General features: G+C 38.7%; 11 protein-coding genes, 1 tRNA gene and 1 pseudogene. 11 read left to right on the forward strand and 2 right to left on the reverse strand.

Annotated elements, in window-relative coordinates; genetic code table 11:
* The coding region (locus ABDZ53_RS03995; protein WP_486187745.1) for an ECF transporter S component at positions 1-264 on the forward strand (264 nt) is incomplete at its 5' end.
* A 268-nt stretch (positions 265-532) separates the two neighbouring features.
* Here ABDZ53_RS03995 and ABDZ53_RS04000 read toward each other — a convergent pair.
* Positions 533-1,789: pseudogene (locus ABDZ53_RS04000) on the reverse strand (IS110 family RNA-guided transposase); the annotation flags it as partial.
* A gap of 491 nt (positions 1,790-2,280) precedes the next feature.
* On the opposite strand from ABDZ53_RS04000, the gene ABDZ53_RS04005 reads away from it, so the two are divergent.
* The 9 genes from ABDZ53_RS04005 (at position 2,281) to ABDZ53_RS04045 (ending at position 11,945) form a co-directional block, all read left to right on the forward strand.
* A complete protein-coding gene (locus ABDZ53_RS04005; protein ID WP_343754221.1) occupies positions 2,281-3,336 on the forward strand; it encodes a helix-turn-helix domain-containing protein in 1,056 nt (351 codons plus the stop codon).
* Positions 3,326-4,789, forward strand: a complete 1,464-nt coding sequence (locus ABDZ53_RS04010) for a RecQ family ATP-dependent DNA helicase (protein WP_343754223.1) — start codon at positions 3,326-3,328, stop codon at positions 4,787-4,789. The genes ABDZ53_RS04005 and ABDZ53_RS04010 overlap by 11 nt, the downstream gene beginning before the upstream one ends.
* Positions 4,790-4,841: 52 nt before the next feature.
* A complete protein-coding gene (locus ABDZ53_RS04015) occupies positions 4,842-5,534 on the forward strand; it encodes a LysM peptidoglycan-binding domain-containing protein (protein WP_343754224.1) in 693 nt (230 codons plus the stop codon).
* A 24-nt stretch (positions 5,535-5,558) separates the two neighbouring features.
* Positions 5,559-6,245 (forward strand): (d)CMP kinase, encoded by a 687-nt coding sequence (gene cmk / locus ABDZ53_RS04020; protein WP_343754225.1) that lies wholly within the window; start codon positions 5,559-5,561, stop codon positions 6,243-6,245.
* Between the two features lie 313 nt (positions 6,246-6,558).
* Positions 6,559-7,803: a 30S ribosomal protein S1 gene (gene rpsA, locus ABDZ53_RS04025; RefSeq protein WP_425541673.1), complete on the forward strand. Its 1,245-nt coding sequence runs from the start codon at positions 6,559-6,561 to the stop codon at positions 7,801-7,803.
* A 127-nt stretch (positions 7,804-7,930) separates the two neighbouring features.
* Positions 7,931-9,241 (forward strand): ribosome biogenesis GTPase Der, encoded by a 1,311-nt coding sequence (gene der / locus ABDZ53_RS04030; RefSeq protein WP_343754229.1) that lies wholly within the window; start codon positions 7,931-7,933, stop codon positions 9,239-9,241.
* 229 nt (positions 9,242-9,470) lie between these two features.
* On the forward strand, positions 9,471-9,746 hold the full coding sequence (locus ABDZ53_RS04035) for an HU family DNA-binding protein (RefSeq protein WP_343754231.1): 276 nt from the start codon (positions 9,471-9,473) through the stop codon (positions 9,744-9,746).
* A gap of 191 nt (positions 9,747-9,937) precedes the next feature.
* On the forward strand, positions 9,938-11,278 hold the full coding sequence (gene glnA / locus ABDZ53_RS04040) for a type I glutamate--ammonia ligase (protein ID WP_343754233.1): 1,341 nt from the start codon (positions 9,938-9,940) through the stop codon (positions 11,276-11,278).
* A gap of 100 nt (positions 11,279-11,378) precedes the next feature.
* Positions 11,379-11,945 (forward strand): cob(I)yrinic acid a,c-diamide adenosyltransferase, encoded by a 567-nt coding sequence (locus tag ABDZ53_RS04045; protein WP_343754235.1) that lies wholly within the window; start codon positions 11,379-11,381, stop codon positions 11,943-11,945.
* Between the two features lie 47 nt (positions 11,946-11,992).
* Here the strand turns inward: ABDZ53_RS04045 and ABDZ53_RS04050 are convergent.
* Positions 11,993-12,066 (reverse strand) — tRNA-Arg (locus tag ABDZ53_RS04050).
* A gap of 141 nt (positions 12,067-12,207) precedes the next feature.
* Here ABDZ53_RS04050 and ABDZ53_RS04055 point away from each other — a divergent pair.
* Positions 12,208-12,538, forward strand: a 331-nt coding sequence (locus ABDZ53_RS04055; protein WP_343754237.1) for a hypothetical protein, incomplete at its 3' end; no start/stop codon positions are given.

Consider the following 12,538-nt stretch of genomic DNA (forward strand, 5'->3'; position numbering starts at 1 on the left):
ACACTGGCTTTGACAGTGATGTTAGCTTTAATTAACTGGCTATTTATCGCACCCGCTTATATGACTGTTATGGGCTTTGACGTTGGTCCGATGCGTACGTATTTATTATATGCTGTCGTGCCATTTAACTTATTGAAAGGCCCTCTGGTAGGAATCGTCTTCTTTACCGTATTTAGTAAAATGAAACCATGGTTGGATAAAACAAAAAGCAAGTTGAATAGAAAAAAATCATCTGATTATGTCGTCAACAAACAAATTAAATAACGTAATTTAGCAAACGAATGATTAGGTTAGACTAGTCATTCGTTTTTTTGTATTAAAGAATAGAAAAAGCCCCTTAATAAATGAAGCGAAATGCTTTAAGATAGAGTAGCAGAGAACGGACTATAAGCATTATGGTGGTAAGTAAAGAATAAAGTTTAAAAGATTTCAATAATATTCGGTAAATAAGCCGCACTCAACTAAACCGCCACGTATCCGAAAATACGTTCGGTTTACTTTTCGGATAGTCGTCCTTAAGAGAATATTCTTCTTAAGACTCTACCGCCCCCGATCTGGCGATATAGAGTTGGTGATTGCTTAGGAGTGCAAACACCAGACGCACAAATTTTCGTGCTGTTAAGACGAGGGCTCGCTTGTGCTGGGCTTTAGGTACTTCGTTATACTTTTTATCGTAATAGTCTTTATACTCAGGAATATAACGCCTTATAGAGTTGGCAGCTTGAACTAAATAATAGCGTAGGTAACGATTTCCTGATTTAGACATTGGTGTTTGTTCTTTTTGGAATTTTCCGGACTGATGTTTTGGCCAGTACAGCCCAGCATATTTCGCCAACTTCGATTCATGATCGAAACGGTCAATTTGGCCAACCTCAGCGATGATGCCTGCGGCATACACAGGACCGATCCCGGGAATGCTCAGTAAGGATTTGGCTTCATCTACCGTTTCCATGATGTCAGCGATTGCTTTGTCGATCGTTTTAATTTCCTGCTCAAAGCTACGAATGACTCGCATCTGGATACCTAGATTGATATCGATACTTTCTTGAGCAACTTTTCCTAAGCGATAAGAATCAGACACAGATTTCTTAATCACTTGGGCTAACTTTTCTGGATCTTTAAAGCGCTGGCGACCAAAGGTCTGGAGTAACTCAGCTAAATCAGCTGTTTTCATCGTTCGAATGTCCGCCATGGTCATATTTCCGGTCATAAGCTGAATCATCGTGGAACTAAAGATGGACGTACTAATATTTTCATCCTGCAGGTCACTTGTTAGTGTATTGCACTTGTAATAAAGATTCTCGACGTAGTGCTGTTGGGCTTCCGACAGTTGGCGGATTAGCTGATAACGCGTCCTTGTCAGGCGCAGGAGAGCCACAAATTTCTCTTCTCGGGGTTGAGCAGCTGAATGCTTGCCTGTGCTTAAAAACTCGGCAATCAGCTGGGCATCGAGTTTATCATTTTTCTCATCCGTCCAGACTTTTGAAAAGCGGTGAATGACTCGTGGGTTTTCCACGATTGTTTGAACATTCAACAGCTGTAGATCAGGATCGTTTGAAAAAAATAACGACGGATGCATACTGTACTGTCCTGTGGCTTCCATACCGACCACGATTTTGTCATATTCAAGCTTCTCGTGGAACTCAATAATCTTATTTTTAAGCGTCCGAGCACCCGCGTCACTGTTCGCGACGGTGGTTTGCCAAAGAATGGTATGGGTATCATCCTCATGCGATAAGAAACAGGCATCAAGTGTCGCTTTACTCACGTCTAAACCAACAAATAATTTCGTGGAAGGGTTCCCCCTTTCGTTTTAATTTTGGAAGGTAAGCTTGGTTACTCCGGGCTATCCCTGTAACATAGTGCGTGCCTTAACCTCGCGCATACGAATTTAACCTTTTTCTGTTATGGCTGCCAAACCAACGGTTTCCTAAGACCGCTAGATAACAGAGTCGAGTCATTCAGCTTATGAGTATATAGTCTCAACACTATGACGGGAAGCATGCTTAAAGTGTAGTTGATCTACAAGGAGGAAAAGCTTCATCCCACTAAGAACCGACTTCCATCTGATTCTATTTTACACAGAAACAGCACGGAATAACCAAGCAGAACCTATGGATATTTTTAAATTGTCAAAGAACAAAAGTGGACAAGAGGGTCGACAATTTCGAATTCTTCTCCCCCATGGGGGAGAAGCCTCTAACACACTAAGAAAAAAACCAACCAAGGAAGATAAGTTCAATTCTTATCTTCAAACTTATTATACGAGGTGGATAAGAAATGATAGATGAGTTTACATCCCAATACGTATTGAGCCAATTGACAGAAGACAGTCAGGTAACAGCTAAACAATTACATTTAATATCACAGGGAAGACGAACCGCCTCTGTGCTCTTTAATATTGAAAAAAATCGTCTCTATTCACTCTATTCTCTTTTTCATCATTGGACAGATGCAGATTGGGACGCCTTAGTCAGCCATTTCTTACAAAAAAAATGGGTGACGCTTAAAGGGGAAACTCTTCAGCTGACAGAAAATGGATTGGCATCCAAAAAGGCATTTTTAGAAACATGTCCACCTTTAGTGACTATAGACAGTTTGGAATATACCAAAACCAGAAAACCATTATGGGACCGATTCATTTTTGTTAATCAAATTGTTTCTGAATACAAACATCAAAATGTGCAGTATACCCCTTATCTGAATACACTTGTCGAACAACAGGAAACGAAAAGATGGCTTAAAGACCACGGGCCTTCCTTAGAATCATTTTCAAATAAATGGATTCCTGAAGTGTTCCAATTTATGTCCTCTCTTTCTGAAGAACAAGCAAATATAGTTGCGAGCCTTCAAGTAGGTCATCAGCAAACAGGACGGACAAGAAGGCAATTACGAGAGACCTTACATTTCTCGGATAATCAGCTGACCATCTTACTTCACCATACAATAGAAAAACTGATACATTACTCCAAAAACCATACTTCTTTACTGCGGGATTTAGTCCATACGGTCCACAAGGAGAATGATTATGGCTTAAGCACGAGTACCTATCAGACTCAAAAAATGCTAGAAGACGGAAAAACAATCAGACAAATTAGTCAAATGAGAAAATTAAAAGAAAACACGATAAAAGAACACGTACTCGAAATGGTACTGGTTAATCATTGGAAAGGATATAAGTCTCTTATCCCTTCTTCAGATTATGACATCCTTCATAACTTACTTAAACGTCATCCATCTTTACTGTATTCAGAAGCGAAGTCAGAACATAGCCAGTTGGATTTTTTCTGGTTTAGATTAATTGAAATTGAGAGGATGAGACGACATGACTCGTGATACCATTGAAGCCACAGTCAGACAGGCTTTAAAAACTAAATTTGGCTTTTCATCTTTTAGGCCGGGGCAAAAAGAAGCCATTCTTTCAGTTTTAAATAAAAGAAACTCATTAGTCATGCTTCCAACCGGTACGGGGAAATCCCTCTGTTACCAATTGCCCTCCTATTTTTTTAAAGGCAAGACACTTATAATTTCTCCCTTGCTTTCCTTAATGGAAGATCAGGTAGAGAGAATGAAGCGGGAAGGCGAAAAATCGGTTGTCGCTTTAAATAGTTTTATGACCCAAAAAGAAAAGCGTTTAGCATTAAGGCAATTAGATACGTTTAAATTCATATTTCTTTCTCCAGAAATGATACTTCAAGACTATGTATTGAACCGATTAAAACAATTGGACATTTCGTTGCTGGTGATAGATGAAGCCCATTGCATTTCACAGTGGGGCATGGACTTTCGACCGGACTATTTAAAACTTGGAAGAATTAGAATGGAATTAGGCAACCCATTGACAATGGCATTGACAGCAACGGCAGTGGAAAAAGTCAGACAAGAGATATTAGAACAGTTACATTTGGATAAGAAAGATACGGATGAAATTATTTACTCAGTTAATCGTCCCTCTATCCAACTTCGAACAGAAATATGTCACGGCAATAAAAATGAACGGTTATTTCAATTAATTAATGAAATAAAAGGTCCAGGCATTATATATTTTTCAAGTAAAAAAATGGCAGATAAATGGGCTGAACAAATACGGGAGGAGACTGATCTTCTCGCAGAAAGTTACCATAGTGATCTGGAAAATGAAGATAAGAAAAAGATACAGGCACAATTTCTAAGTAACACCGTTCACATTATCTGTGCGACAAGTGCATTTGGGATGGGGATAGATAAACCAGACATTCGCTTTGTTATCCATTATCATCTGCCGTCTAATCCTGAAACGTACTTGCAAGAAGTGGGTCGATGCAGTAGAGATAAAAAAGGGGGAGTCGCTGTCCTGCTCTATGAAGCAGGTGATGAGAGATTACAGTCTAGACTGCAATCTGGCAGCCTCCCGACTCGAGATGAATTGCGTTACTGTTATAAGTACCCGGAGAGACTCCCCTCTTTAAAAGAAGAGTCGAAAATTGATATTGCGCGTTATTTTATAGAGCAGTCTATTCCCTTTCAAACAGCTTGGGAAACAATTGAGGAGCGATGGGTGAGAAAGAAAAGACAGCTACAATTTATGGTTCACTATGTTCATGTTGAATCCTGCAAAAGAACCTGTCTGTTACATTATTTCAATGAAAAAGTGATAAATGACCAGGACCCGTGTTGTTCATATTGTAACCGGGCGTTCGTTTTACACGTTCCGGAGAGTAAATTTGAAAAGAATTTGAACGAAAATCAAGAAAAACCCTGGAAATCAGTATTAAAAAACTTATTTAATTTGGAAAGCGAGCCTATATAAATTAATAATCTATGCTATAATAAGAGCGAAATGAATGAGAGGAGTCAAACTTATGGTGAAAAAAGATCGCGAGTCGATGGAAGAGCTTTGGTCCAAACGCTTTGACGAAGAGGTTGACTATTCAGAAGAAGAACCCATGTCCAGAAAAGCGAAGAGAGAAAGAGAGCAAAGCATTTCTCCCGTACTGACTGTAACTGTGATATTTTTAGCCCTACTTATTATTTTGCCTATAACTACCTATGCATGGTATTTAAATAGAGACGTTTCTTCAGAAGAACCATCTGGACCGAATGTAGAACAAGTGGTTAAAGATCAAGAAGATGACGAGACTGAAGAAGAGCCAGAAGAGGTTGAGGAAGTTGAAGAAGTTCAAGAAGTGGAAGAAATAGAAGAGGAATTTGAGGAAGAAGAAACCGAATTGGTAGAAAATACCAGTGAGGAAACAGAACCTGAATCTACTCCTGAAACGGAAACCACTGAACCAGTTACTTCTGAACCCGTTCAGTCTGAATCAGCAGAAGCCTCTGAGTCTACAGAGACCACGGAGAGTCAGCCGACGCCACCTTCTACTGAGGAGTCAAGCAGTGTAGAACCTCCCCAAGGGGCTGAGTATTATACCGTTCAAGCAGGAGATAATATGTATCGTATCGCCTTGAATCACGGTATGTCTACCGAAGAACTCATGCAATTGAATAATACGCAAGATGAAACAGTTTATGTTGGACAACAGTTAAGAGTCAGATAAAAAAGCAGTGAAAGTGTGAAACTAATGGTGTATAAAAATATAACAATCGCAATAGATGGACCGGCTTCTTCTGGAAAAAGCACAGTCGCCAAAAAAATAGCCAAAGATTTAAACTTGATTTATGTCGATACTGGAGCCATGTATCGAACATTAACCTATGAAGCATTGAAAAATAATGTGAATATTAAAGATGAAGAAGCTCTTTTAGACTTATTGTCTCATACGTCCATAACTTTTGAACGAACAGACGATGGTCAGAGAGTCTTTGCTAATGAAGAAGAAGTAACTAATGAAATCAGACAAAACAATGTAACTAATACGGTTTCTGTTGTGTCTGCTCATCCGAGAGTGCGACAAGAAATGGTTCGTCGTCAACAAAAAATGGCGAAGAGCAATGGGGTAATTATGGATGGAAGAGACATAGGTACCGTAGTCTTACCGAATTCGAATTTAAAAATCTTCTTAGTTGCCAGCGTAAAAGAGCGAGCAGAAAGAAGACACAAGGAAAATAAGCAAAAAGGTATATTTTCTGATTTAGAACAATTGAAACGAGATATTGCTGATAGAGATTATAAAGATTCAACAAGAGAAACGTCTCCTTTGAAGCAAGCAGACGATGCTATTCGTATAGATACGACAAAATTAACTATCGATGAAGTTGTAGAAACAATCAAAAATTTAATTAATACAAAGATAAACCATACGGAATAATAGAAATGAACATGTTTTAGTGGAAATTACTATTTATATTCTGTACAATTAAAGATGTATGAATTATTGGTTTTGGGAGGATACGAAGATGACGGAAAAAGAGAACAGAAACGAAGAAGTAGAACAAAAGGAAACGGTAACAGAGGAAGTCACTTCAGATGAAGAAGTAACAACCGATGAAGCAGTGGAATTGGCTGAAGAACAAGTCCAAGTCGATGCTAAGGAAGACACACCTGTAGAGGATGTGCTGGCTTCGAACGAAGAGGCTCATGTTAAACCAGCAGTAAGTTCAAATGACTCAGCCTCTGAATCTATGTCTGATGTTATGAAAGAGGTTGAAGATATCTCTCCGGGTGACTTAGTAAAAGGGGAAGTATTGGCTATTGACAATGATAAACAAGTTATTGTTGGTTTAGCTGGTGGACAAGAAGGTCTAATTCCTCCAAGAGAACTAGCTTCAGATCGTTTTGATCATCCTTCAGACATTGTATCTGTCGGAGATGTTATTGATTTAGTTGTTTTAAGAGACATCAAGGATAAAGAACAAGGAAGCTTTATTTTATCTAAAAAACGTGTTGATCAGCGTAAAGTCTGGGAAGAATTACAAGAAAAATATGACAACGATGAAACAGTTGAAGCACCCGTTTCCAGAGTAGTTAAAGGTGGATTGACCGTTGATTTAGGTGTCAGAGGATTTGTACCTGCTTCTCAAATGGACACCTCATTCGTAAGTGACTTAAGTCAATTTGAAGGTCAGACGTATACATTCAAAATTATTGAAATAGACCCTAATGAACGTCAACTGATTCTTTCAAGAAAAGTTCTTCTTGAAAAAGAACAAGCAGCTGAAAGAGAAGAAGCGTTGGCAAAACTTGAAGAAGGTTCTGTTGTTGAAGGAGAAGTTGTCCGTTTAACTAACTTTGGAGCTTTTGTAGATGTAGGTGGAGTAGATGGATTAGTTCACATTTCAGAAATTGCTCACGAACGCATTTCTCATCCGAAAGATAAATTAGCAAAAGGTGACAAAGTAAACGTTAAGGTTCTTAAAGTAGATACGGAACGTGAACGCGTCTCATTATCTATTAAAGAAACATTACCTGGGCCTTGGGATACTGTTGAAGAAGAGTTACCAGCAGGTTCTGTCGTTAAAGGAACGGTTAAACGTGTAACTGACTTTGGCGCGTTTGTAGAAGTTAAACCAGGTGTTGAAGGACTCGTTCACATTTCTGAAATGGCACATAAACATGTGGAAACACCACATGAAATAGTTGCTAAAGATGAAGAAATTGATGTAAAAGTTCTTAGTGTGAGCCCTAGCGAAGAGCGTATTTCGTTAAGTATCAAAGCTTTAACAGATGATTCATCAGCTGATTCGTCTGCACCATCAAAAGCTAAAAACGAAGCTCCACGACAAGAAGAAAGACCGACTATTCAGAAACCATCCTTACGTGATGATAATGAAGATGGGGCCTTTACTCTAGGTGACCAAATTGGAGATCAATTATCCAGTTTGATGGGAAATACTGATTCTGAAGACAGTGACGACGAAGAGGAATAAACCCCTTAAACACATCGGTATAGTTTACCGCACCCAACCAAATTAGAATTTATTCTAATTTGGTTGGGTGTCCCTTTTTAACATACACTAAATCAAAAAGTAGAAAGAACGAAAGAAGGTGTTGCAAATGGTTAAACCAGCAGTCGCTATAGTAGGAAGACCAAACGTTGGAAAATCAACTATATTTAATAGAATCGTTGGAGAAAGAATATCTATTGTAGAAGATACCTCCGGCGTGACAAGAGACAGAATTTATGCTGATGCGGAATGGTTAGGCAGAGAATTCTCTTTAATTGATACAGGTGGAATCACAATGGAAGATGAGCCTCTCAATGAGCAAATCAGACAGCAGGCACAAATAGCTATCGAAGAAGCCGATGTAATCATAATGATGACCAGTATCAAAGAAGGGGTCACTCAAGAAGACGAACAAGTTGCCCCCATTTTATTTAAATCAGGAAAACCCGTGATACTTGCTGTCAATAAAGCAGACAATCCTGAATTAAGAGCAGATACGTATGAATTCTATTCCTTAGGGTTAGGAGAACCATACCCCATCTCGGGTGCTCACGGGCTCGGATTAGGGGATGTTTTAGATGAAGTGATTAAACATTTTCCTGAACATGAAGAAGAATACGATGAATCGACCATTAAATTCAGCATAATAGGACGTCCCAACGTAGGGAAATCCAGTTTAGTTAATGCGATTATTGGAGAAGAAAGAGTAATCGTTTCTAATATAGCTGGTACTACACGGGAAGCAGTCGATACACGCTTTGAAACGGCTAATGGACGAGAGTTTGTCGTTATTGATACAGCGGGTATGCGTAAAAAAGGTAAAGTATATGAGAACACGGAAAAATATAGTGTTTTAAGGGCTTTGAGAGCAATAGAACGTTCTGATGTAGTCTTGTGTGTCATCAATGCTGAAGAAGGCATTAGAGAGCAGGATAAGCGCGTATTCGGCTATGCTCAAGAAGCGGGTAAAAGAATCATCATTGTGGTCAATAAATGGGATACCGTTGAAAAAGAAACCAATACAATGAAAGAATTTGAGCTCGAAGTGCGTGAACAGTTCCAGTATCTCAGTTATGCTCCTATTGTTTTTGTTTCTGCCTTGACCAAAAAGCGATTGCACTTGCTGCCTGAAAAAATTGAAGAAGTCTATATGAATCAGAATCTACGGATTCAATCTTCCATATTGAATGATGTGGTCATGGATGCGGTAGCTACCAATCCAACTCCTACTGACAAAGGAAGACGATTGAAAATTTTCTACACGACTCAAGTAAGTGTCAGCCCTCCTACATTTATTATATTTGTGAATGATCCGGAGTTGCTTCATTTTTCTTATGCCCGATTTTTAGAAAATCGATTCAGAGACACTTTTAACTTCGAGGGAACGCCTATTCGTATCATTCCTCGTCAAAGAAAATAGATTTTGCCGGAAAACAACGGGAAAATAAGATTATTACAGCATTTGTAATCTATAGTTTTGCATAATACCATTGCAGTAACACTGATTCTATGGTATCTTTTTAAATGAAATGTCAGAATAGACAATTTCACCCAACACATTCCCAAGTTGTTGGAATGTTGAAAGATCGCAAGTTGATTCTTAAAAATTAGCATGCATCGATCTTCTTTTGAGGAGGTGAAAGATAACGATGGCAAATAAAGCAGAATTAATCGAAAAAGTTGCAGCTTCAACTGATCTTACTAAAAAAGACGCAACATCAGCAGTAGAAGCCGTTTTTGAAACTATTAAAAACACTCTTGCAGATGGTGAAAAAGTTCAAATTATTGGCTTTGGTAACTTCGAAGTGCGTGATCGCGCTGCGCGTAAAGGACGTAACCCTCAAACTGGGGAAGAAATCCAAATTCCTGCAAGCAAAGTTCCTGCATTCAAAGCTGGTAAAGCATTAAAAGAAGCAGTGAAATAATAGGTATACCTAACATAAAGAAGCTCATCCTGGCTATGTCTTAAAATGACTAGTAAGGATGAGCTTTTTTTACTAAACAGTACCCATCTTGTCCTGCTTACAGTGCAAGGGTTCTTAATTGACATCCTTTTAAAGAGTACGTACTCTGAAAGAAAGTACACATAACCAATTGAAAGGATGAGGCAGTGACTATGCACTCAAAGAAAAAAGAACAAATTATTAAAGAAGCAAAAGAAAAGAATGTGAAATTTTTACGTTTAATGTTTACGGACATCGATGGGGTTATTAAGAACGTCGAGGTACCTATTAGTCAGTTAGAAAAAGTGATGAATAACGAAATGGCCTTTGACGGCTCATCTATTGATGGATTTGTCAGTATTGATCAAAGTGATATGAAGTTACATCCTGATTTAGATACTTGGTTAATCTTCCCGTGGGAACTAGACGACATTAATGTTAAAATTGCTCGATTCATTTGTGATGTGCATACTCCCGATGGGGAGCCTTTCGCAGGAGACCCTAGAAACAACCTCAAACGTGTCCTAAAAGAAATGGAGCCCTTAGGGTTCACTGACTTCAACTTAGGCCCAGAGCCCGAATTTTTCCTGTTTAAACTGGATGAGAACGGCAAACCTTCACGGACACTGAATGACTCTGGAGGATACTTCGATTTAGCTCCGACAGATTTAGCTGAAAACTGTCGAAGAGACATTGTCATAGAATTAGAAGCGTTAGGCTTTCATATTGAAGCCAGTCATCATGAAAATGCACCTGGTCAGCATGAAATCGATTGGAAGTATGCTAGTGCAATCGAAGCGTGTGACAATATTCAAACCTTTAAGCTGATTGTAAAAACAGTCGCTCGAAAGCACGGGCTTCACGCAACTTTCATGCCTAAGCCAATTGAAGGTATAAGTGGATCGGGGATGCATTTCAATATGTCCTTGTTCACGGAAGATGGGAATGCCTTTTATGATTCTGAAACGGAAGATCAGTTAAGCCATACAGCCTATCAATTTATCGCTGGACTACTAGATCACGCTCAAGCTTTTACAGCCATATGTAATCCAATCATTAACTCCTATAAACGATTAACTCCAGGGTTTGAAGCTCCTGTTTATGTTGCCTGGTCAGGAACCAATCGGACTCCTCTTGTCAGGGTTCCTTCGTCTAGAGGCAATTCGACACGCATAGAGCTTAGAAGTGTTGATCCAACAGCTAACCCGTATCTAGCTTTAGCCGTCTTATTAAAGGCTGGATTAGAAGGAATAGCAGAAGCTAAAGAAGCACCTAGTCCTATAAATAGAAACATTTACAATATGAGCCAAATGGAAAGAAAAGAAAATAATATCAGTGCTCTACCAGGGAGTTTGAAAGAAGCGATAGAAGTATTGAAAAAAGATGAAACGATAAAAGAGGCATTAGGGAATCATATATTTGATCGGTTTATTGCCGCTAAAGAAGAGGACTGGAGAGCATATGCTAAAACCGTTTCGCAATATGAAACGGATCGTTATTTTGAACTGTACTAGGTAAGATGCATAGATGAATCAACTTTCTGTACAAAAGAGGGGGTTGATTCATTTTTTTTTGATATACTATAAGGGATAAAGAAAGAAAGGGGTTTTTACCATGAAAATTTATACCAAACGAGGCGATCAGGGAAATACAAACCTGATTGGGGGACGCACCGTAAAAAAGAATGATTTAAGAGTACACGCTTATGGAGAAGTGGATGAACTCAATTCAGAAGTTGGTCTACTGGTTGCTCTGATGAAAGAAGAAAAAGAATTAGAGAGTTTAGTTAGTCCACTGCAAACGATTCAGCACCACTTATTTGATATTGGCAGCCTATTAGCCGATCGAAATAATAAATTGGAGCTTTCTTTTCCAGATTCTTACATACAAGACTTGGAAACAGTAATTGACATTCTAAATGACAAGCTTCCACCAATCGACTATTTTGTCTTACCAGGCGGGGCTAAAGCAGCCGCTCAAGCTCACGTCTCACGAACAGTGACGAGAAGAGTTGAAAGGCAGTTAGTCGAGCTTTCTACGAAAGAAGAGATTAATAAGTCAGCATTGGTGTATATCAATAGACTATCTGACTATTTCTTTGTTTTAGCTCGTTTTATCAACCTAACTTTAAACCACGATGAAGTATATTACACTAACACTGGAAAAGTCTTCCATAATTGAATAAAAAAAGAGAATAGCTCATTAGCTATTCTCTAAATAGTATTTGACGTTCCGAGAGGGATTCGAACCCCCGACCGTTCGCTTAGAAGGCGAATGCTCTATCCTGCTGAGCTACCGGAACATTTTCAACAACAGAATTTATTATATAATCTTTCTTTAAGAATGTCAACGATAAAAGTAAAAGAAATTCAAAGGCTTATATTGGTTACTTTTAAGAGACTCTGCTAAAATAAATTTAAGGTCATACAAAGGAGGAATAATTATGCGTTTTATAAGTGCTTATCAAGAATTAGATAATATGGTAACGGATGTAGAAGGATTACTTCAGAGTAAGAAGCTAGACAGAAAAGATATTTTACTGATTTGTTTAGAGAGAAATCGGTCAGAAGTTGCTCGCATGCTCGATATACCGATGGAAACGGTCGATGAAGATTCTGGAAACCCTTTAGACAAATACGATTTAAAAGATGATACCTATGATTTATACGACAACCTCATTTTAACAGGAGGATACGTCTTGCTAGGAAAAAAAGACAAAGTGGATGACTCAATGCTTGAATCATCCGGCGACGATGTCGAACGTCATTCACCCA

The organism is Alkalibacterium iburiense, assembly GCF_039521845.1.
Lineage (GTDB): Bacteria > Bacillota > Bacilli > Lactobacillales > Carnobacteriaceae_A > Alkalibacterium > Alkalibacterium iburiense.